Below are 21,788 nucleotides of genomic sequence, written 5' to 3' on the forward strand. Positions count from 1 at the left end.
GCTCCAGCTTTCGATGATCCGTTCCGCTGTCACTTTGCCATTGCCGAGAAAGCGGTTGAACCGCACTTCCAGCGCCCGGTTCCCCTTCGAAAGCCGCCGCAGGCATACATCCTTGCCCGCAACCATGCGTCCGACAAGCGCCGCCCCCCTTTATCGAGACGACGATCCCCGAACCGGCCCAGCGTCCAGTCAATCCGTGACAACATGGCGGCACCTCCGTCCAAACCGAAGTGCCGCCCTAGTGCGAAAGCAGGGACCCATAACCACGAATGGTTGTTGGTGAGCGATGGTGGAACGACGAGTCCCTCTCTCACGACATCCGCCGCGGAGTATGGGTCCCTGCTTTCGCAGGGACGACACCGGGTGCGAGGCGAGAGCGATGCCTCTCCCGCTAACCGATCCGCACCACCATCTTGCCGAGCGCGGCGCGGGTCCGCATGGTCGTGAACGCCGCACGGAAATCGTCAAACGCGAACACCTTGCCGACAACCGGCGTCAGGCGGCCATCGTTCAGCCACGCCGACAATTGCGTCATCACGCGCGCCTGCGCCTCGGGTTCGCGGCGCGCGATCTGGGCGGCATCGACGCCGATCAGAAGGCCGCCCTTCAGCAGCGGCAGATTGAACGGCAAAGCAGGAATGCTGCCGGCCGCAAAGCCGACCACGACATGGCGGCCGTTCCAGGCGATCGAGCGGAATGCCTGCAGCGAGACCTCGCCGCCGACCGGATCGAAGATCACATCGGGACCCTGGCCGCCGGTCGCATCCTTCAGCGCGTCGCGCCAATCGGCCTTCGTGTAGTCGACGACGGCATCGGCGCCGAAGCTTGCGGCGAACCTGCGCTTCTCCTCGCTCGAGGCAGCGGCAATGACGCGCGCGCCGAGCAGCTTCCCGACCTGGATCGCGGCGACGCCGGTGCCGCCGGCGGCACCGAGCACAAGCAACTGTTCGCCGGCCTTGAGCGCGCCGCGCTCGCCGAGCGCATACAGCGCGGTGAGGTAGTTGGTCCGGAAGGCCGCGGCGGCTTCCATCGACAATCCGTCGGGCATGGTCTCGACCGCTTCAGGCGGCACCACGATCTGCTCGGCGAGCGCGCCCGAGCGCGCCGCGCCCATCACCCGCATGCCCGGGGTGATGCCGGTGACGTCGCTCGCGACCGCATCGACCACGCCGGCGAATTCCGCGCCGGGCGTAAAGGGCAGGGCATCCTTGGTCTGGTAGCGGCCCTCGACCTTCAGCCCATCGACGAAGCCGATGCTCGCAGCGTGGACCCGGATGCGGATCTGTCCGGCAGCGGGTTCGGGGGTGGCGATCTCCTTCAGCTCGATCTGATCGATGGGTGCGTATTGCTCGACGACGACCGCCTTCATTCTGTCCTGCTCGCTGGTTGGTTTCCTCTAGAGCCTTTTCCGTTCCGATTGAATCGGAACGGGGCTCTAGATTCTTGTGTTAACGCGCTTTCTTCACGCGAACCGGTACCCATCCCGGATCAAGTCCGGGACAGGCTTTCGCTCGAAAACGCTCTCAGCGAATCTATCTCATGTCCGTTGTTCTACGGGGAGATCTTTTGCGCATGCGGCGACCGCGTTGCATGCGGAAAGCCAGCATCTTCAACGACATCGCGAAAAGGCAGCCGTTTACCCGTTGTTATCCCTACCAAATTCAGTAACGCGTCCTTAATGGCATTAACGTTAGGGTTTTTCCACGCGGCCCGCCTTGGGCTGCGCGCCGTCCAGGACAGGCGGGTTGCGTTCGCGTTGGAGTTTTTCATGGATATCATGACAGGCGCCGGGCTGCTGGCCGGCATCATCGTCATCGCGGTGATGATGTTCATGGGCGGCGACCTGCACATGTTCATTTCCGAACATGCCATGATCATCATCTTCGGCGGTTCGATTGCAGCGACGATGATCCGCTTTCCGCTCGGCGTGATGCTGCATGGCCTGCCGCTCGGCGCCAAGTTTGCCTTCACGATGAGCCGGCTGTCGGCGCGCGACCTCGTCGAGGAGCTCGCGCGCATCGCCGAGATCGCCCGCAAGCAGGGCCCGGTTGGCCTCGAGAAGGTCGAGACCGACGAGCCGTTCCTCGCCAAGGGCATCCGCTACGTCGCCGACGGTTATGACCTCGAATTCATCCGCGACAACATGGAGCGCGACCGCGACAATTTCCTGATGCACCTCGACGAGGGCAGCAAGATCTATCGCGCGATCGGCGACTGCGCGCCGGCCTTCGGCATGATCGGCACGCTGATCGGCATGGTGCAGATGTTCGCCAACATGACGGACCCTTCCAAGCTCGGCCCGTTCATGGCGACCGCGCTGCTCGCGACGCTGTACGGCGCGCTGGTCGCCAACCTGTTCTGCCTGCCGATCGCCGACAAGCTGCACGGCAAGCTGCTCGACGAGGAGACCAACCGCACGCTGATCATCGACGGGATCCTGATGATCCGCGATTCCAAGAGCCCGGCGCTGGTGCGCGAGATGCTGCTGGCCTATCTGCCGGAGAAGCATCGCCACGAGGAAGGCGAGCCGGTTCCGGCCTGACCGGCCGGCGCTTTCGGGTAACGCAGCCGGAAAAACGCGACAATGGCCAAGAAAAAGCGCGGCGACGCCCATACCGGAGGTCACGGCTGGTTCGTGACCTTCGCCGACCTGATGGGCCTGATGATGAGCTTCTTCGTGATGCTCGTCGCGTTCTCGACCATGGACAACAACAAGCTGAAGATCGTCGCCGGCTCGATGCGCGACGCTTTCGGCGTGCAGACCAATGTGCGCTATTCCGGCATCGTCGAGTCCGACGGTCTGCCGACCCGGCCGAAGCTGAAGAATGTCGAGCACATCTCGCCGGAGGACTCCTCGGCCAATCCGACGCCGGACGAAAAGGAGCGCAGCCAGATCAACGGCGCGCGGCTGAAGATCGACCGCGAATTCGCGCTCGCCTCCGCCTCGCTGCGGCAGGCGCTGCAGGACATGCCGGAGCTGACCGAGATCTCCAAGAACATCATGTTCGAGGAGACCAAGGAGGGGCTCAACCTCGAGATCGTCGACCAGGACGGCCGCTCGATGTTCGCCGACGGCTCCAGGGAGCCGTATGAGCGCACCCGCCGACTGATCCAGAAGCTCGCCGCGCCGTTGAAGGCGACGCCGCTGCGGGTCGCGATCGTGGGGCATACAGCCGCAGGCTTCGTGCCGGCGCGCAGCGATTACGACGCCTTCGACCTGTCCGCCGACCGCGCCAACGCGGTGCGGCAGATCCTGGAGCGGGAAGGGCTGCCGCCGTCGCACATTTTCGCGGTTTCCGGCAAGGCCGACGGCCAGCCGCTGTTTCCCGACGATCCGACGCTGCCGGCGAACCGTCGCGTGACCATCACGTTGATGCGGGAAAATCCGCCATTGCCGCCGGATCTGAAGCCATAACTCCGGGTTACCATGCTACCGCAAGGGTGACCTTGTGCTCGGTTGACAGCCGGAGCGGAAGCGTCGATAGCCGCGCGCATCAAATCAACCGATCGGGCGTTCCAACCTCGCCATGGCCGTCAGCGTTTCATCAACCGAAGCCCAGGAGGGTAAGGTCACCTCCGGCTTCTGGGCCCTGACGCTAGGCAGCATCGGGGTGGTGTTCGGCGATATCGGAACCTCGCCGCTCTACGCATTCCGCGAGGCGGTCGGCGGCGCCGCGCACGGCCAGCCGGTCACCCGCGTCATGGTGCTCGGCGTGCTCAGCCTGATCCTGTGGGCGCTGTTCACCGTCGTCACCGCGAAATACGTGCTGCTGCTGCTGCGCGCCGACAACAATGGCGAGGGCGGCACGCTGTCGCTGATGGCGCTCGGCCAGCGCGCGATCGGACGGCGCAGCTGGCCGCTGCTTGCGCTCGGCGTGGTCGGCGCCTCGATGTTCATCGGCGATTCCATGATCACGCCGGCGATCTCGGTGCTGTCGGCGGTCGAAGGCCTCAAGCTCGCGACGCCGCATCTCGAGCACTATGTGGTGCCGCTGACGATCCTGATCCTGGTCGTGCTGTTCGCGGTGCAGCGCAACGGCACCGCGCGCGTCGCCTCCGCGTTCGGGCCGGTCATGGTGGTGTGGTTCGCCTCGCTCGCGGTGATGGGGGTCGTCCACATCATGGACGATCCGTCGGTGCTGGCGGCAATCAATCCGTATTACGCGATCCAGTTCATGCTGACCCACGGCACCGTCGGCCTGGTGACCTTGGGCGCGGTGTTCCTCGCGGTGACCGGCGGCGAGGCGCTGTACGCCGATCTCGGGCATTTCGGCCGCAAGCCGATCCAGTCCGGCTGGCTGTTCTTCGTGCTGCCGTCGCTGCTGCTGAACTATTTCGGGCAGGGCGCGCTGGTGCTGTCCGATCCCGCCGCGATCGAGAACTCGTTCTATCGGATGGTGCCGGACGTGCTGCTGCTGCCGCTGGTCGGGCTCGCTACCGCGGCGACGGTGATCGCGAGCCAGGCGGTCATCACCGGCGCCTATTCGCTGATCAGCCAGGCAGTGCAGCTCGGGCTCCTGCCGCGCTTCGAGGTCCGCTACACCTCGGAGACCCATGCCGGGCAGATCTATCTGCCGCGCGTGAACCGGCTGCTGCTGATCGGCGTGCTGCTGCTGGTGCTGCTGTTCCGCACCTCGAGCGGGCTCGCCTCGGCCTACGGCATCGCGGTTTCCACCACGATGGTCGCCGACGGCATCATGGGCTTCATCGTGATCTGGAAGCTGTGGAACTGGCGCGTGGCGTCGGCCGCCGCATTGATCCTGCCGTTCGTGATCGTCGACATGACCTTCTTCAGCGCCAACCTGTTGAAGCTGTTCGAGGGCGCCTGGGTGCCGCTGCTGTTCGGCGTCGTGATGGCGACGATGATCTGGACCTGGCGCCGCGGCGCCGCGATCCTGATCGCCAAGACCCGTCGCATCGAGGTGCCGCTGCGCGACCTGATCCACAGTCTGGAGAAGCGGCCGCCGCACATCGTCAAGGGCACCGCGGTATTCCTGACCAGCGACCCCAGCTTCGTGCCGACCGCGCTGCTGCACAATCTCAAGCACAACAAGGTGCTGCACGAGCACAACGTGATCCTGACCATCGAGACCGCGCCGACGCCGCGCGTCGACCTGTCGGAGCGCGTCAACATGGAGAAGGTCAGCGACAAGTTCACCGCGGTGCGGCTGCGCTTCGGCTACATGGAATCGCCGAACGTGCCGAAGGCGCTCGCGGTCGCCCGCAAGCTCGGCTGGCAGTTCGACATCATGTCGACCTCGTTCTTCGTGTCGCGCCGTTCGCTGAAGCCGTCGGCCCAGTCCGGGATGCCGCAGTGGCAGGACCATCTGTTCATCGCGATGAGCCGGTCCGCCAACGATGCCACCGACTATTTCCAGATCCCGACCGGTCGGGTGGTTGAAGTGGGTACCCAGGTAACTATTTGAGCCAGCAGCGAATTCCGGCGTTGAAAAGCCGTGATCTATGCGTGTTACGCATAGTGGAGGCCTGAATCCGTGCTAACCTATGCATTCCTGCTGGGAGTATAGGCCTGCAACCCGGCATTGTGCAGTGCGGCAGAAGACAGAGGCGCAGCTTCCCATGTCATCCGAGAGTGCGATCACCGCGGCGGAAACGCCCGCGGCAAATGGCCATGGCGAGGCGCATTCAACCGCCACCTTCAAGGCGCTGATGCTCGGCAGCATCGGTGTCGTCTATGGCGACATCGGCACCAGCCCGCTGTACGCGCTGCGCGAAGCCGTCGTGGCGGCGGCCGGCGGCGAGGGCGGTGTGACGGCCCATGCGGTGCTCGGCGTGGTGTCGCTGATCCTGTGGGCGCTGATCGTGGTCGTCACGCTGAAATACGTCGTGATCCTGCTCCGCGCCGACAACAATGGCGAGGGCGGCACGCTGGCGCTGATGGCGCTGGCGCAGCGCGTGGCCACCAAAGGCGCCGGCGCCATCGTGCTGCTCGGCATCATCAGCGGCGCGCTGTTCTATGGCGATGCCGTGATCACGCCGGCGCTCTCGGTGCTGTCCGCAATCGAGGGCATCAAGCTCGTCACCTCGACCTTCGATCCCTATGTCGTCCCGCTTACCGTGGTGATCCTGGTCATCCTGTTCGCGGTGCAGTCGCGCGGCACCGCGCGCGTCGCGGCCTTCTTCGGCCCGGTGATGTGCGTGTGGTTCGCCGTGATCGCGATTGCGGCGCTGCCGCAGATCGTGCGGCATCCCGAGGTGCTTTACGCGCTCAATCCGATCCTTGCGGTGTCGTTCATGCTGCATCACGGCGTGATCGGCTTCATCACGCTCGGCGCTGTGTTCCTCGCCGTGACCGGCGCCGAGGCGCTCTATGCCGACCTCGGCCATTTCGGCAAGCGCCCGATCCAGACCGCGTGGCTGTTCATCGTGCTGCCGTCGCTGGCGCTGAACTATCTCGGGCAGGGCGCGCTCTTGATCGGTAATCCCCAGGGCATCGAGAACCCGTTCTTCCTGATGTTCCCGGACTGGGCGCTGATCCCGATGGTCGCGCTTGCGACCCTCGCGACCGTGATCGCGAGCCAGGCGGTCATCACCGGCGCCTATTCGCTGACGCGCCAGGCGATCCAGCTCGGCCTGATGCCGCGGTTCGAGATCCGCCACACCTCGGAAGCCCATTCCGGCCAGATCTACATGCCGCGCATCAACCGCTTCCTGTTCATCGCGGTCATCGTGCTGGTGCTGATGTTCCGCTCCTCGAGCGCACTGGCGTCGGCCTACGGCATCTCGGTGACCGGCACCATGGTGGTGACGGCGATGATGGGCTTTGTGGTGATCTGGCGCGTCTGGCGATGGTCGCCGGTCGCCGCCGCCGCGCTGGTTGCGCCCTTCCTGTTCCTCGACATCACGTTCCTGGCCGCCAACCTCCTCAAAGTGTTCGAGGGTGGCTGGGTGCCGCTGGCGCTTGGCGGCGCTATGATCGTCGTCATGTACACCTGGCGGCGCGGCAGCCGGCTGCTGTTCGAGAAGTCGCGCAAGCTGGAATTCCCGCTCGCTGACCTCGTCGCGATGCTGGAGAAGCGGCCGCCGCAGCGCGTCTCCGGCACCGCGGTGTTCCTGACCAGCGATCCCGTCAGCGCACCCACCGCGCTGATGCACAGCCTCAAGCACTACAAGGTGCTGCACGAGAAGAACGTCATCCTCACCATCGAGACCGCACAGACGCCGCGCATCGATCCGTCCGAGCGGGTGCGGATGGAGCAGCTGACCGAGACCTTCTCGAAAGTGACGCTGAAGTTTGGCTTCATGGAACAGCCGAACGTGCCGAAGACGCTGGCGATCGCCCGCAAGCTCGGCTGGCAGTTCGACATCATGTCGACCTCGTTCTTCCTGTCCCGCCGCGCGCTGAAGCCGGCGGCGCATTCGGGCATGCCGAGCTGGCAGGACCATCTGTTCATCGCGCTGAGCCGCTCCTCGAACGATGCCACCGACTATTTCCAGATCCCGACCGGACGGGTGGTCGAGGTCGGGACACAGGTTACCATCTAGGTCCACGATCCAGCGTTTCCGCGCATCATCTAACCCGTTTCGGGCGCTTGATTTTCTCGGCGCGAGGGGCGACTTTGCGGCCCGGACCGGCGGGCCGCGCGACGCTCGCCAATCGAATAGTCGGGAGGATATTTCCGTGGCGGACCACAAGGTGGAAGATTTGTTTCCGGACGAGGTGTCGAAGGGCGTGGCGGAAGGCCGCTATCTCCTGGTCGACGTCCGCGAGCCCAACGAGGTTGCCGTCGAGGCCTATCCCGACAGCGTCGTGGTGCCGCTGTCGACGTTCGATCCGGCGGCGATTCCCGATCCGAAAGGCAAGCAGGTGGTGTTCGCCTGCCGCTCCGGCAAGCGCTCGGTGACGGCCTCGCTGGCCGCCCAGGCCGTGGGCCTGCCCTATGACAAGCATCTGGCGGGCGGCATCATCGGCTGGAAAGCGGCTGGACTGCCGACCAAGACGGGCGGCTGATCCCTGACATGACCTCCATGAACAAGGTCTTCGCGGACCTTCCCGTCACCATCTTCGAGGCGATGTCGCAGGCTGCGCGCGACAACAATGCCATCAATCTTGGCCAGGGCTTTCCCGACGATCCCGGACCGGAGGATATCCGCCGCGCCGCCGCGGACGCGTCCATCAACGGATACAACCAGTATCCGTCGATGATGGGCATCCCCGAGCTCCGTCAGGCGATCGCATCGCATTACGGCCACTGGCACGGGCTCAAGCTCGATCCGATGACCGAGGTGATGGTGACCTCCGGCGGCACCGAGGCGCTGACCTCCTCGATCCTCTCCTTGGTCGAGCCGGGCGACGAGGTGGTGTGCTTCCAGCCGGTCTATGATTCCTATCTGCCGATCATCCGCCAGGCCGGCGGCATTCCGCGCCTGTTGCGGCTCGAGCCGCCGGAGTGGCGGCTGAACGAGGAGATGCTGCGCAGCGTCTTCAACCACAAGACCAAGGCGGTGCTGTTCAACAATCCGCTCAACCCGGCAGCAGTGGTCTATCCGCGCGAGGACCTCGAACTGCTGGCGCGGTTCTGCCAGGAGTTCGACGTGGTCGCGATCTGCGACGAGGTCTGGGAGCATGTCGTGTTCGACGGCCGCGAGCACATCCCGCTGATCACAATCCCCGGCATGCGCGACCGCACCATCAAGGTCGGCAGCGCCGGCAAGATCTTCTCGCTGACCGGCTGGAAGATCGGCTTCGTCTGCGCTGCGCCGCCGCTGCTGCGCGTGGCTGCGAAGGTGCACCAGTTCCTCACCTTCACGACGGCGCCCAATCTGCAGGCCGCGGTGGCGTACGGCCTCGGCAAGCCGGATGAATATTTCCTCGAGATGCGCAAGGACATGGCGCGGAGTCGCGACCGTCTGACCAAGGGATTGGAGAGCATCGGCTTTCCGGTGCTGAAATCGCAGGGGACCTACTTCCTCACCGTCGATCTGTCGCCGCTCGGCCTCAACGAGACCGATGCGGAGTTCTGCTGGCGAATTGTTAGGGATTACAAGGTCGCGGCTATTCCAGTGTCGGCGTTTTACGAGCAGGATGCGGTGACGTCGGTGGTGCGGTTCTGTTTCGCCAAGAAGGACTCGACGCTCGACACCGCGCTTGAGCGGTTGTCCGACGCCGTCCATCGTCGCAAGAGGTAGGCCAGAATGCAGAAGCAGAGCCGTCGTCTCGTCAGCCTCGTCGGTACGATCGCCACGGTTCTGTTGTTCGCTGCGTCCGCCAGCGCGGAGGAGCGCACGGTCAACTTCTACAACTGGTCGAACTACATGGCGCCTGATGTCCTCGAGGACTTCACAAGGGAAACCGGCATCAAGGTCGTCTACGACACGTTCGACGCCAACGAGACGCTGGAGACCCGGCTGCTCGCCGGCAAGTCGGGCTACGACGTCGTGGTGCCGACCGGCTATTTCCTGCAGCGCCAGATCACCGCGAAGGTGTTCCTCAAGCTCGACAAGTCGAAGCTGCCGAACCTCGCCAATGCATGGCCAGTGGTAACGGCGCAGCTCGCGACCTACGATCCCGGCAACAATTACGGCGCCAACTACATGTGGGGCACCACCGGCATCGGCTACAATGTGAAGATGGCCGAGAAGATCCTCGGGCCCGACGCGAAGATCGACAGCTGGGACATGGTGTTCAAGCCGGAGAACCTCGCCAAGTTCAAGGATTGCGGCATCCACATGCTGGATTCCGCCGACGACATCCTGCCGGCGGCGCTGAGCTATCTCGGTCTCGATCCGAACTCGACCAAGCAGGCCGACCTCGAGAAGGCCGCCGATCTCGTCGTCAAGATCCGGCCCTACGTGCGCAAATTCCATTCGTCCGAATATCTCAGCGCGCTGGCCTCCGGCGAGATCTGCTTCGTGGTCGGATGGTCGGGCGACATCATGCAGGCGCGCAGCCGGGCGGCGGAAGCCAAGACCGGGATCGAGATCGGCTACACGATCCCGAAGGAGGGCGCGCAGATGTTCTTCGACAATCTCGCGATCCCCGCGGATGCGAAGAACGTCACGGAGGCCTATGAGCTGATCAACTACCTCTACCGTCCCGACGTCGCGGCGAAGAATTCGAACTTCCTGTCCTACGCCAACGGCAATCTGGCGAGCCAGAAGCTGATCGATCCGAAGATCTTCAACGACAAGAACATCTATCCCGACGAGGCGATGCAGAGGAAGCTGTTCGTGATCACGGCGCGCGATCCGGCGACGCAGCGGATCATCAACCGACTGTGGACGCGGGTGAAGACCGGGAAATAGGTCTATCCGTCATTGCGAGGAGCGTAGCGACGAAGCAATCCACAGCTTCGCGAACAGACGAATGGATTGCTTCGCTTCGCTCGCAATGACGTGGTTGGATTTGCGACTAGCCTTACCGCCAGCGCCGGTGCAGCCAGAGCCATTGATCCGGATATTCGCGGACCCATCCTTCGACGATGTCGGTGATCGCCTGCATCGTGCCCTGGATGTCGATCTGGCCGGATGCGTCGAACACCGGCTTCACTTCCTCGGTGACCTCGCCGCGGAAACGGCCGTCGGGCAGGCGGATGATCCGGGTGCCGTGGATCGGACAATCGATCTGCCGGCGCAGCCGCGCCAGCAGCGGGTTCGCGGTGGTCTTGCGGCCGAAGAAGGTGACGGGAACACCGTTGGTCAAATACTGATCGACCAGCATCGCGACGTGCTGGCCGTTCTTCAGCGCCTGCGCCAGCTTGAGCGGCGCATCGCGGCCGGCTGGGACCAGCGTGCCCAAATTGACGGCGCGGATGCGCTCGATGGCGCGATCGGCGGCCTCGATGTTCGGCCGTCGGAACAGGATGGTGGCGTCGAGCCCATGCGCTGCGGCGGCAATTGGCGACAGCTCCCAGTTGCCGAGATGCGCGGCGAAGAACAGGGCCGGCTTGCCGTCGTCGCGCAACTGGTCGAACAGCTGCTTGCTGCGCGCCGAGAATTCGACGCGGCCCGGTCTGTCGGGATTCTCGGGATCGTGGTCCCAGATGCGGTCGATATGCGCGAATTCGGCGCCGATGCGTCCGAGGTTGTGCCAGACGCCAGTCAGGATCTCTTCGATCTCCTGCGGTGACTTCTCCGGGAAGGCCGCTGTGAGGTTCTCGCGGCCGATACGATCCTCGCGCAGCCGGCGGCCGATGAAATGCGCGGCATGGCCGAAGAATCGCGCGGTCTTCTCCGGATCGAAATAGCGTGTGGTGCGCAAGAGGCCGGTCGTCAACGCGCCAATGGCGACATTGGCCACGGGCTTGGCAGCGTCGCGCAGCTGCGCCCTGGTGCGAAGGATCAGGCGTTTCATCGAGGCGAGGGCGCGGGCCTAAGCCGGCTCGCGCGTCAGGATCAGCGAAGCGTTCTGTCCGCCAAATCCGAACGAGTTCGACATCACGGCGGTCACCTTGGCGTCGCGCGCCTTGTTGCCGACCACGTCGAACGGGATCGCGGGATCGGGCACCTCGTAATTGATCGTCGGCGGAATCCGCTGATGCTCGAGCGTGAGCAGCGAGAAGATCGCCTCGACTGCGCCGGCGGCCGAGATGGTGTGGCCGACCATCGACTTGTTCGACGACACCGGGATGTTTTTGGTGTGTTCGCCGAACACCGCCGAGGTGGCAAGATATTCCATCTTGTCGTTTTCCGGCGTCGAGGTGCCGTGCGCGTTGATGTGGTCGATCTGCTCGGGCTCCATCCCGGCATCCGCGAGCGTCTTGCGCACGCAGCCGATCGCCGGCTTGCCGTCGGGGGCAGAACGGGTGCGATGGAAGGAGTCGGTGAGCTCGCCGCAGCCGGCGACGACGCCCAGGATACGCGCGCCGCGCGCCATCGCGGCCTCGTAGCTCTCCAGCACGAGCGCGCCGGCGCCTTCGGCCATCACGAAGCCGTCGCGGTTCTTCGAGAACGGCTTTGAGGCGCCTTGGGGCGGATCGTTCTGGGTCGAGAGAGCCGAGAGCAGCGAGAAGCGCACCATGGCTTCGGGATTGACCGAGCCGTCGGTCGCGACGCACAGCGTTGCATCGGTTTCGCCGCGGCGGATCGCCTCGACGCCGAGCTGGATCGCGGTCGCGCCGGACGCGCAAGCCGTCGAGAGCGAGATCGGCGACCCCTTGGTGCCGAAGGTCTCGGCGAGGTTGAGCGCGACCGAACCGAAGGTGAAGCGCCGGTGGAAGTGCGCAAACTTGCCGCCGCTGCAGGTCGCCAGATAATCGATGATGCCAAAGTCCTTGGTCGGAACCTCGCGCGCGATTTCGAGCCGCTGCGGCCACTCGGTCTCGATCGGCGCGACCGCGAGAAACAGCGGGCCGGGGAAGTCGCCCTTGCTGCCGATGCCGGATTGCTCCAGTGCCTCTTCAGTCGCGATCTCCGCCAGACGTTGCGACAGGCTGGTCGAGGAGAACGGGTCGACGGTGACGAAATCGACGGCGCCGGCCATCGTCGTCTTCAGACTGTCGAGCGGGAAGCGCGTCACGGTCTTGATGCCGGACTCGCCCGCGGTCAGACGCTTCCAATTGTCGGTCTTGCCGCCGCCGAGCGACGTCACGATTCCCATGCCGGTCACGACGACGATCGGTCGGCCGAATTTATCGCGTGGTGCTGTCATGGTGTCCCCGTCGGTGCTTGCGCCGAATTACTTGACGGCCTCGACCAGTGCCATGCCTTCGCCCTGCCAGTGGCCTACCCCTAACACGACAATCTGGGTTGGCGCTTCGGTCTTTTCAACCTCCAGCCCGGTCGGGTCGTTGGCAGGATAGAGCGCGCCGCGGGAAATCGACAGCGCGGCCAGCGCGAGCCCGAGCGGGAACTGGGCCTCCATGGTGTGCCCAAAGGTCGTCCCCGTGGCGCGCACGGCAAGGCCGGGATGCTGCCCGAGGAATTCGCGCTCCTCGCCCGTCGCGGGCTCGGCGCCGGTCGCGCCCGTGATCAGCACGGCGTTGTCGTTGCTGACCCCGAGCTGCGGCCACATCGTCTGCAGCGACTTCGTCACAGCGCCGGGTTGCTTGCGCTTGGCAAGATCGGCGACCACCCTGGTCAGCTTGGCGTACGGCTTGGCGCCGCGCGCCTCGGCGTGCTCGCGCGATTCCATCACCAGGAAGGCGCCGGCGGAGCCGATGGCAAAGCCCGGGTGGTTCCTACGAGCCCAGACCGGCGCGTATTGATCCTTGAGGGCGAAGTCGCCGAACGAATAAAGCATCAAGAGGTCGCCGCGATCGCCGTTGTGCGCCGCGCCGACCAGCGCGATGTCGCTCTGTCCGGCGCCGATGCGTGCGACCGCGATCCGCGCGGCGTCGATGCTCGAGGCTTCCTCGCCCATGAAGGTGCGCGACGTCCCGCAGACGCCGTGAACGATCGCGATGTTGCCGGCGAGCAGGTTGGAGAGCTGCGCCAGGAACAGCGTCGGGCGCAGCTCGTTCATCAGCTTCTCGTTGAGCAAAGCGGGCGGCAGCTTGCCCTGCGCATCGGCATTCATGATCGCGAGGTCGACATTGAGGTCACGCTCGCCGCCACCGGCAGCGATGATCATGTCCATCCGCGACAGGATTTCCTGATTGCCTTTGACGCCGGCGGAATCGAGCGCCAGCCCGGCGGCATAGGTGCCGATGCGCTGCCACGTCTCCATCTGACGCTGATCGCCCTTCTTCGGGATCTGGGCGTCGAAGCTGACCGGCGCGATCGGATGGATCACGTATGGCGCGAGGCGCTTGTCGTCGGCATTGACGCGCTTTTCACCGAGCGCCTGCCAATGCGCATCCAGCCCCTCGCCAAGCGAGGAGAGCAGACCGACGCCGGTGATCCAGACTTCCTTCTCAGCCATTACTCATTGCCTGCTGCGGAAACCCGATCTTGGTGGCCATCGCATCCATGTGCACGCGCAAGTCCGGGCTGGGGAAGGGGATATGACGGAAGGTCAGCTCGGCATTGCATTTGAGCTCCTTGCCGACGCGGACCTTCGCCGAGGTCACGGTGAAGCCTGAACCTTCGTGTTCGATCTTGGCTTCGATCGTCAGTGTCGAGCCGGGGCTGACGAAGCCACGCATCTTGGCTTCCTTGACCATGGCGAGGAAGGGCATGCGCTCGAACTTGGTCAAACCAAGGATCAGCCAGCCCGAGCTCTGCGCCATCGCTTCGGTGAGCAGCACGCCGGGCATGATCGGGTAGCCCGGGAAATGCCCGGCGAACACCGAATGGCTGTCCGGCGGGACATCCGCCTCGACAACAATGGTCCTTGCGTCGAGGTTGAGGTCGACGATCCGATCGATCAGCTGAAAAGTTTCAAGCTGCATGATGGGCGATTACGAGGCCGAGCCCGCGCCAGCGTTCTTGGCCGCGACCAGCTCGTCGATGCGGTCGGCGAGATTCTGCAACACGAAGTACTGCTCCGTCGTGGCCTTGCCGTCGTTGACCTCCTGGGTCCACTTCTCGAGCGGCATCTTGATCCCGAAGGCCTTGTCGATGGCAAAGGCGATGTCCAGGAAGTCGAGGCTGTCGATCCCCAGATCGTCGATCGCGTGGCTCTCCGGCTTGATCGTATCGCGCGGGATGTCGCAGGTCTCCGCGATAATGTTGGCGATCTGCTCGAATGTGGAAGACATCATTAAGCCTTTGATATATTGAAGGTAATTCCGGGTCGGCTCGGAGGAGGCGGGCGCGTTGCCCCGGAATGCCTATTGCTGCTGCCGGGAGTCGTGTGCCCGTATATCGGAGCAGGGCCGTTAGTTCAATGGAGCTTGGCCGGCCTCGCAAGGACGGTTTTTGGGCACGGTTCCGGCCAGCCTAGGTGCGCGGCATCACCGTAATCTTCGCGCAATCCCGGCGGCCCATCAGCACGCAATCCTGGGTCTTGCGCAAATCGGCGATGCTCATGGCAAGCCAGATGCCGATCGCCGTGAGCGCCACGGTGAAGGCAAACGCGGCGATGTTGGCGAGCATGCGTTGGCGGAAGTCATCCGGCTCCTCGCGCGGCTTCTCGTAGCGGGAGAGGTCGTTGGCGACGGAAACGGGAGCAACGGAAGCCGGGCGGGTCGATCGGATCGGGTCCTCGCGCTTGCCGGGCGGCCGCGCCGAGGTACGCGGCCGGAATTTGAGCACCACGTGCTCGTCATCCGAGGAAATTGGCCGCTGCGTCTTCACTGTTGTCAGTCCGGTCGCGTCGCCGCTCATGTTTAGCAGGTTCGGCGCGTTTCACACCTAAAATCTTGATACCCGCAGAGGTGGTATTCATGCTTCGATCGTCTCGTGGAACCGGCTGTAGTCGATCTTGAGACGACCGTCGTCGGTCGCGCGCAGGATTTCGGCATAGCGATGTCCGAAACGGATATCGGAATGTTCGTAGGATTTTCGCGCGTGGACAGTTTGCGCTGCAACGTCGTCATAGCCCGATACGATGAGGCCCAGCCCGGCATTGATGGCTTCCAGGTCTTCCGCGTTGAGGCCGTGCAGCGGGCTGTCCTTGTCGATCACATGAAACAGGGTCCAGCTTAGTGCCAATGCCGGGCTTTCGCTGCGCGCGAGCGGCAGCTCGAAGAACCGGCGATAGGCCATGCCTTCCTTGCTGAGGTCGTTCTTGAACAGCCCCAGCCGCGCGGTGGCGTTGGCGATGATGTTGTGCCGCTCGTTGGCAAGGCGGATCATCAGCGTCCGCTCGCCCTCATGGTCCGAGATCACGGGGTTGTCGGCGAACAGCAGGCGCGCGCTCGGCCGCGAGAAACGGGCGAAGATCAGCCCGGTCATCAGCGACATCGAGAAGATGCCGGTGAAGAGCTCGATGGCGGCGATGAAGTGCCCGTAATGGGTCTGCGGGTGCATGTCGCCGTAGCCGGCGGTCGAGAGTGTCTCGATGCTGAAATAGAGGTAGTCGATGTATTGGCCGTCAGGCACGTTGGCGATCGGGTGATCGCCGAGCCAGTAGAGCAGCGCGAAGACGCCGTTGAAGGTGATGAACACCAATGCTGCCCCGCCGATAAAGGCGGGCCACGATGCCGTCATGCAGCGGTGACTGATGTCCGCCCAGAAACTGAGCTCCAACCCTTCGGTCAGCACCTCGCGATTGCCGAGGCGGACCGTGCGCGCCTTCACGCGTTCGCTTGCTCTCAAAGCCATTCCGCCGAACCGGCTCTTTCGTCTGCCTGAGACATCATGTCATAATGGAACTCATTCCGGAGTGCCGGTCAAACGGGAGTACAATTCATGGCCCATACGCGCGAGCCTTACGTCAAGCCGGTCCCGATCATGTCGCTGCGGCCGACGCAAATGACGGTCGGCATGCATGAGGTGAAGGAGAAGCGGAAGCGCTGGCGCGAGCGCAAGTCGGACAAGAAGCGCGCCGAACTGCTCGGCAAGCACATGATCCCGGTGGTCCATGGACCCGACGATCGCTACTACGTGGTCGATCACCATCACATGGCGCGGGCGCTGCACGAAGAAGGCGTCAAGGACATCCTGGTCACCGTGATCGGCGATCTCACCATGGTCGAGCGTGACGTGTTCTGGGGCGTGATGGACAACAAGCGCTGGGTCTATCCCTACGACTCCAAGGGCGAGCGCCGGCACTTCAGGGACATTCCGAAATCGATCAAGGATCTCAAGGACGATCCGTTCCGCAGCCTCGCCGGCGAGATGCGCCGGGCGGGCGGCTTCGCCAAGGACACGACACCGTTCAGCGAATTCCTGTGGGCCGATTTCCTGCGCCGCCACATCCCGCGCAAGACGGTGGAGAACAATTTCGCCAAGGCGCTGGAAAAGGGCCTGGCGCTCGGCCGCAGCCAGGGGGCGGTCTATCTGCCCGGCTGGTGCGGGCCGGCATCCGACGACTGACCGGGGGGAGGCCTCCGGCCCGTGCTGCTCTTCCTTGCCGCCGAGCGCGTGGTGCAGCCACCGCTCGGTCCGCTTGCCGAAGGTCAGCAGCAGGAATGCCAGCGCAAGGGCGGTGAGGACGATCGGCCAGTGTCCGGTGCCGCAGACGATCCCGATGCACGCGGCAAAGAACGCGCATGCGGCGCTGGTCAGGCCGTGGACGTGATATTGGTCGCCCCGCCGGACGATCACACCGGCGCCAAGAAAGCCGATCCCGGTCAGCACGCCCTGGATCACGCGGCTGACTGCATCGGTGAATTTGCCGGGATCAACGGCCTGCAATGCCAGCAGCACGACCGTGGCGGTCGAGAGGCTGACGAGGCCAAGCGTCTTCAGGCCGATCGGCTTGCCGCGCAGGTCGCGGTCGAGCCCGATCGCGCCACCCGCCAGCGTGGCGGCGCCGAGACGCAGGATGATCTCGCTCCAGTCTGCCAAGGCGTCCTCTGCTTCTACTTCGGCTGCCGGCCGAGCATGTAGAACTCGTCGTTCGGCCGCATTCCGGTGACGTTCGCGAGCCGGTTGGAGAGCGCGAAGAAGGCCGCCACCGCGGCGATATCCCAGACATCGTCATCGCTGAAGCCGTGGGCGGCGAGCGCGGCGAAGTCCGCCTCCGAGACCTCCTCGGCCGCGCGGCTCACCTTCATCGCGAAATCGAGCATCGCGCGCTGCCGCGGCGTGATGTCGGCCTTGCGGTAGTTGATCGCGATCTGGTCCGCTATCTGCGGATTCTTGGCGCGGATGCGCAGGATGGCGCCATGGGCGATCACGCAATATTGGCACTGGTTGGCGGCGCTGGTCGCCACCACGATCATCTCGCGCTCGGCCTTGGAGAGGCCGGAGTCCTTTTCCATCAGCGCGTCGTGATAGGCAAAGAAGGCGCGAAACTCGTCGGGGCGATAGGCCAGGGTGAGGAAGACGTTCGGCACGAAGCCGGATTTTTCCTGCACCGCCAGGATGCGGGTGCGGATATCCTCGGGGAGCTTGTCGAGAGCGGGCGTTGCGAAGCGTTTGGCGGTCGGCTGTGTCATGAGATGGTTCCGGCAAGCCGCATGGATGCGGCGTCACGGCAAACCATAGAGGATGACGGGTCGGGCGCAAGGCGCATCGGCGCCTTGGCAGGATCCTGGCGAAATGCGGCTAGCGCAGCGGCTTCTTCAACAGCGAGAAGCGATCGGGATCGAGACCGAGTGACGGCTGCAGCATCGGCGCCTCGGCGGGCGCCATGGTGCGCGCCGGCGGCGGCGCATTGAAATTGGCGTCGCCGCTCGGCGAATCCCGATGTGAGGTGGCGCCGCGCCAGCGCTCCAGCACGGCGCTGACGAAATGCATGTCATGGCCAGCGGTGACCGACGGCACCGTCGCGATGGTGGCCTCGCCGCGCGGCAGCTGGTGCGGCGGCACCTCCTTGAAGCGCAGCCGGGTCGGCAGCGCCACGCCTTCGCCGAACGCCAGCACTTCGCGGGTGCCGAGCGAGGGCACGAACGACAGCAGATTGGCGGCGGCATCCGATACCGCGGAGCGCAGCAGCGCCTGGTCGCGGTCGTTGGCAAGCCGCATCGTGAACAGCGTGTTGCACTGGGAGATGATGGTCGCGTCGAGTTCGGCCGGACGCTGGGTGATCAGGCCGAGATAGACGCCGTATTTGCGGCCTTCCTTGGCGATGCGCGACACCGCCTTGCGGGTCGGCCCGAAGCCGATATTGCGGTCGGCGGAGGCGTAGCGATGCGCTTCCTCGCAGACGAACAGCATCGGCGAGACGCCGTCGCTCCACAGCCCGAAATCGAACGCCATGCGGCACAAGACCGACACCACGGAATCGACGACTTCGGCCGGGAAGCCCGCGAGCTGCATGATGGTCATCGGCTTGCCGTTGGCAGGCAGGCGGAACAGATGGCTGATCACCTCGGCCATGGTATCGCCGCCGACATTGGCATTGTCGAACATGAAGGCGTAGCGCGGATCGTTGCGCACCGCGTCGATGCGCGAGATCAGCTTGTGATAGATGATGCGCGAGGAGCGGTTCTCGAGCTTGCCCATGCGCTCGTCGATCAGCGAGATCAGGTCGACGAGGCGATAGGGCACCGGCGTGTCGACGGTGTAGCCGACCTGCTTGGGGTCGAGGCGCTTCAGTCCGAGGCCGACCCGGTCGGAGTTCTGGTACTGGGTGTAGATGCCCTTCGCCATCGGGATCACTTCGGCGAGGATGTCGAGCTCTTCGGGCACGCCGGGCCGGCCGCCGAACAGCACGTCGACGATCTCTTCGAAGTTGAACAACCAGAACGGCAGCTTCAGGTTGCGCGGGTTGAGCACCTGCGCGCGCTCGCCGAAGCAGCGGCCGTATTCATTGTGGACGTCGAGCAGGAAGATGCGCAGGTTCGGCCGCGACTTCAGGATCTCGTTGAGCAGCAGCGACACGCCGGTGGATTTGCCGACGCCGGTCGAGCCGAGCACCGCGAAGTGCTTGGAGAGCATTTCCTCGACATCGACATAGGCGATGACCGAGCGATCCTGCTGCAGCGTGCCGACATTGATCTGGTCCGAGCCGCTCGGCGCATAGACCGTGCGCAGCTCCTGGTTGGTGATCAGATCGGTGCTGTCGCCGATGGTCGGATAGTGGGTGACGCCGCGCTGGAATTTCGGGCGGTCGCCGCCGAGGATTTCGCCGAGCAGGTCGACCGAGGCGGTCGCCATGTATTCGTCGGATGCCGGCAGGTTCTCGCACGACACCTCGGTGATCATCGCGACGATGACCGAATTCGCGCAGCGGATGCTGACGAACCGGCCGACGGTCGCGCGCATTTCTGAAAGTTGCATCTGGCCGCCCGCCAGCAGCCCCACCCGGGCCTGCGAGCCGCGCACAGAGATCACACGTCCGAAAGGTGTCACAGTTCCAGCCTGGTTCGTTCTCGAAATCTAAATGTCCGGACCAATATGCCCGCCCGGGATTGGAAAAACCGTTAAGTCGCCGGGGTTCGGCATCGGCTAAATCTACACCTTCCCGGTGACGATTTGTTTCTATCGTGACGTGAGATTGTGCGCCGTCGCGTGCATCGGCGGCGAAATCGTCGCTTTCCGGCACAGACGCGTTGGTTTCACGGTTTATCCGTTAATGCGGAATTCACCATCTTGGACGAGTGCAGCGGCGGCTCCGTAGCTTTACGGAGGTTCGGCGCGATGTGTTGCGCGTTGGCTCCAGGCATCGTGTAACCGATTGCTAACTGCGAGTTGTAACGACCTTTCCATCTGTGCTGCGTAACGATGCCGCGCTCGGGAGAGATCAGCGTGCGCATCGAACACCGCAATTCATCGCCAGGAAATGCCGACGCCGGTTCGACCAAGGGACTGGCGTTCTGTGCCGGCCTGCTCGTCGGCAGCCTGCTCGGAAGCGCGACCGCGCAATGGAGCGAACGCGAAGGCCTGCTGATGGCGGCGTTTGCGATCATGGCCGTGATCGTCTTCCTGTTGCTGAAGCGACACCAGGTCTCGGACGAGCGGCTCGCCACCGAGCGACGCAATCTCATGACGGCCGTCAACAACATTCCGCAGGGGCTCGTGCTCTACGATGCGTCGGCGCGCATCATCATCTGCAACAGTCCCTACATCGAGATGTTCGGGCTTTCGCCCGACGTGGCGAAGCCCGGCTGCACCATGCAGCGGCTGATCGCGCACCGGCAGGAGACCGGCTCATTCGACGGCGACGTCGACGCGTTCTGCGATGCCATCATCCGCAATGTGAAGCTGGGCAAGGCGACGCGTCAGCTGACAGAGGCACCGGGCGGCCGGGCGATCGAGATCGTCAACAAGCCGCTGCCGGAGGGCGGGTGGGTGGCGACCATCGAGGATGTCACCGAACGCACGCGCACCGAGAACAAGATCGCCTACATGGCGCACTATGATGCGCTCACCGATCTGCCCAACCGTGTGCTGTTCCGCCAGCGCCTCGAGCAGGCGCTGAGAACGATCGGGCCGGATGACCAGCTCGCGGTCATGTATATCGATATCGACGAGTTCAAAGCCGTCAACGACGCGCTCGGCCATCAGATCGGTGACGAGCTGCTGAGGGCAATCGCGGATCGCCTGCGCTCCTGCCTCGGGGGAGCCGATGTCGCGGCGCGGCTCGGCGGCGACGAGTTTGCCGTGATCCAGACCGCGGTCCGCGATCAGACCCAGACCATGCAGCTGCTGGCCGCGATCTACCAGAGCATCCGCCAGCCGATCGACTGCAGCGGGCACCTGATTACGACCGACGCCAGCATCGGCATCGCGGTTGCGCCGGCCGACGGGCTCGAGCTCGATCAATTGCTGCGCAACGCCGACCTTGCGCTCTATGGAGCCAAGAGCGACGGCCGCCGCACCTATCGGTTCTTCGAGTCCGGCATGGACGCGCGCGCCAAGGCGCGGCGCAGCCTGGAGCTCGAATTGCGCCAGGCCATCGTCGAGGGCAGCTTCGAGCTGCATTATCAGCCGCTGCTCCATCTCGGGGACGGCCGGGTCAGCTGCTGCGAGGCGCTGCTGCGCTGGCGCCATCCCGAACGCGGCACCATCTCGCCCGCGGATTTCATCCCGGTCGCCGAGGACACCGGCCTGATCAACGATCTCGGGCACTGGGTGCTCAACACCGCGTGCCGGGAAGCCGTGAACTGGCCGGATCATATCCATGTCGCGGTCAACGTGTCGCCGATCCAGTTCAAGAGCCAGACGCTGGCGCTGAATGTTGCCGCCGCGCTGGCGGCGTCGGGGCTCGCGCCCGCGCGGCTCGAGCTCGAGATCACCGAGGCGGTGCTGATCCGTGACGACGAGGCCGCGCTCGACATCCTGCATCAGCTGCGCGAGCTTGGCGTGCGCATCGCGCTCGACGATTTCGGCACCGGCTATTCGTCGCTGAGCTATCTGCAGCGCTTCCCGTTCGACAAGATCAAGATCGACCG

At 64.4% G+C, this 21,788-nt stretch carries 18 protein-coding genes and 2 pseudogenes; 9 read left to right on the plus strand and 11 right to left on the minus strand.

Translation table 11 applies throughout. The features are described from left to right. Nucleotides 1–391: 391 nt before the first annotated feature. A complete protein-coding gene (locus tag AC628_RS26975; RefSeq protein WP_074129836.1) occupies nucleotides 392–1,369 on the minus strand; it encodes an NADPH:quinone oxidoreductase family protein in 978 nt (325 codons plus the stop codon). 399 nt (nucleotides 1,370–1,768) lie between these two features. Between AC628_RS26975 and AC628_RS26980 the strand changes: the two genes are divergently transcribed. The 7 genes from AC628_RS26980 (at nucleotide 1,769) to AC628_RS27010 (ending at nucleotide 10,266) form a co-directional block, all read left to right on the plus strand. Next, nucleotides 1,769–2,542, plus strand: coding sequence for a motility protein A (locus AC628_RS26980; RefSeq protein WP_050418782.1), 774 nt, complete (start codon nucleotides 1,769–1,771; stop codon nucleotides 2,540–2,542). A gap of 42 nt (nucleotides 2,543–2,584) precedes the next feature. Then, nucleotides 2,585–3,415, plus strand: coding sequence for an OmpA/MotB family protein (locus AC628_RS26985; protein WP_050418783.1), 831 nt, complete (start codon nucleotides 2,585–2,587; stop codon nucleotides 3,413–3,415). 112 nt (nucleotides 3,416–3,527) lie between these two features. Then, nucleotides 3,528–5,426 (plus strand): potassium transporter Kup, encoded by a 1,899-nt coding sequence (locus AC628_RS26990; RefSeq protein ID WP_074129837.1) that lies wholly within the window; start codon nucleotides 3,528–3,530, stop codon nucleotides 5,424–5,426. Between the two features lie 154 nt (nucleotides 5,427–5,580). Then, on the plus strand, nucleotides 5,581–7,506 hold the full coding sequence (locus AC628_RS26995) for a potassium transporter Kup (RefSeq protein WP_074129838.1): 1,926 nt from the start codon (nucleotides 5,581–5,583) through the stop codon (nucleotides 7,504–7,506). A 136-nt stretch (nucleotides 7,507–7,642) separates the two neighbouring features. Further along, nucleotides 7,643–7,972, plus strand: a complete 330-nt coding sequence (locus tag AC628_RS27000) for a rhodanese-like domain-containing protein (RefSeq protein WP_074129839.1) — start codon at nucleotides 7,643–7,645, stop codon at nucleotides 7,970–7,972. Between the two features lie 8 nt (nucleotides 7,973–7,980). Next, on the plus strand, nucleotides 7,981–9,150 hold the full coding sequence (locus AC628_RS27005; RefSeq protein ID WP_074129840.1) for an aminotransferase: 1,170 nt from the start codon (nucleotides 7,981–7,983) through the stop codon (nucleotides 9,148–9,150). A gap of 6 nt (nucleotides 9,151–9,156) precedes the next feature. Continuing rightward, nucleotides 9,157–10,266 carry a polyamine ABC transporter substrate-binding protein gene (locus tag AC628_RS27010; protein ID WP_074129841.1) on the plus strand — a complete coding sequence of 370 codons (1,110 nt, stop codon included), beginning with the start codon at nucleotides 9,157–9,159 and terminating at the stop codon, nucleotides 10,264–10,266. A gap of 112 nt (nucleotides 10,267–10,378) precedes the next feature. On the opposite strand, the gene AC628_RS27015 is transcribed toward AC628_RS27010, so the two are convergent. The 7 genes from AC628_RS27015 to AC628_RS27045 all read right to left on the minus strand — a co-directional run bounded on the left by AC628_RS27015 (nucleotide 10,379) and on the right by AC628_RS27045 (nucleotide 16,107). Beyond that, entirely contained in the window at nucleotides 10,379–11,314 is a 936-nt protein-coding gene (locus tag AC628_RS27015; protein WP_074129842.1) for a lipid A biosynthesis lauroyl acyltransferase, read from the minus strand. Nucleotides 11,315–11,332: 18 nt separating this feature from the next. Then, nucleotides 11,333–12,610: a beta-ketoacyl-ACP synthase gene (locus AC628_RS27020; RefSeq protein WP_074129843.1), complete on the minus strand. Its 1,278-nt coding sequence runs from the start codon at nucleotides 12,608–12,610 to the stop codon at nucleotides 11,333–11,335. A 27-nt stretch (nucleotides 12,611–12,637) separates the two neighbouring features. Beyond that, the gene (locus AC628_RS27025) at nucleotides 12,638–13,822 is read right to left on the minus strand and encodes a beta-ketoacyl-ACP synthase (RefSeq protein ID WP_074129844.1); all 1,185 of its coding nucleotides are present in this window, start codon (nucleotides 13,820–13,822) and stop codon (nucleotides 12,638–12,640) included. Further along, nucleotides 13,815–14,291, minus strand: a complete 477-nt coding sequence (locus AC628_RS27030) for a 3-hydroxyacyl-ACP dehydratase FabZ family protein (protein WP_074129845.1) — start codon at nucleotides 14,289–14,291, stop codon at nucleotides 13,815–13,817. Before AC628_RS27030 ends, AC628_RS27025 begins: the two co-directional genes overlap by 8 nt. 9 nt (nucleotides 14,292–14,300) lie before the next feature. Beyond that, nucleotides 14,301–14,600, minus strand: coding sequence for an acyl carrier protein (locus tag AC628_RS27035; protein ID WP_050419055.1), 300 nt, complete (start codon nucleotides 14,598–14,600; stop codon nucleotides 14,301–14,303). A gap of 181 nt (nucleotides 14,601–14,781) precedes the next feature. Then, nucleotides 14,782–15,138 (minus strand): hypothetical protein, encoded by a 357-nt coding sequence (locus AC628_RS27040; protein WP_074129848.1) that lies wholly within the window; start codon nucleotides 15,136–15,138, stop codon nucleotides 14,782–14,784. Nucleotides 15,139–15,225: 87 nt separating this feature from the next. After that, nucleotides 15,226–16,107 (minus strand): ion channel, encoded by an 882-nt coding sequence (locus tag AC628_RS27045; RefSeq protein WP_074129846.1) that lies wholly within the window; start codon nucleotides 16,105–16,107, stop codon nucleotides 15,226–15,228. Nucleotides 16,108–16,194: 87 nt separating this feature from the next. Here AC628_RS27045 and AC628_RS27050 point away from each other — a divergent pair, with 87 nt between their 5' ends. After that, complete coding sequence (locus tag AC628_RS27050; RefSeq protein WP_074129847.1) at nucleotides 16,195–16,821, plus strand: ParB-like protein; 627 nt, start codon at nucleotides 16,195–16,197, stop codon at nucleotides 16,819–16,821. 120 nt (nucleotides 16,822–16,941) lie between these two features. Here the strand turns inward: AC628_RS27050 and AC628_RS27055 are convergent. From AC628_RS27055 to AC628_RS27065, 3 genes and pseudogenes are all read right to left on the minus strand, one after another. After that, nucleotides 16,942–17,295, minus strand: a pseudogene (locus tag AC628_RS27055) (MgtC/SapB family protein); the annotation flags it as partial. A 14-nt stretch (nucleotides 17,296–17,309) separates the two neighbouring features. Further along, nucleotides 17,310–17,888 (minus strand): peroxidase-related enzyme, encoded by a 579-nt coding sequence (locus AC628_RS27060; protein ID WP_050418795.1) that lies wholly within the window; start codon nucleotides 17,886–17,888, stop codon nucleotides 17,310–17,312. 109 nt (nucleotides 17,889–17,997) lie between these two features. Further along, nucleotides 17,998–19,746 (minus strand): ATP-binding protein, encoded by a 1,749-nt coding sequence (locus tag AC628_RS27065; RefSeq protein ID WP_143201819.1) that lies wholly within the window; start codon nucleotides 19,744–19,746, stop codon nucleotides 17,998–18,000. A 498-nt stretch (nucleotides 19,747–20,244) separates the two neighbouring features. Between AC628_RS27065 and AC628_RS27070 the strand changes: the two are divergent. Then, nucleotides 20,245–21,788 (plus strand): annotated as a pseudogene (locus AC628_RS27070) (putative bifunctional diguanylate cyclase/phosphodiesterase); the annotation flags it as partial.

The organism is Bradyrhizobium sp. NAS96.2 (assembly GCF_001908235.1).
Taxonomy (GTDB): domain Bacteria; phylum Pseudomonadota; class Alphaproteobacteria; order Rhizobiales; family Xanthobacteraceae; genus Bradyrhizobium.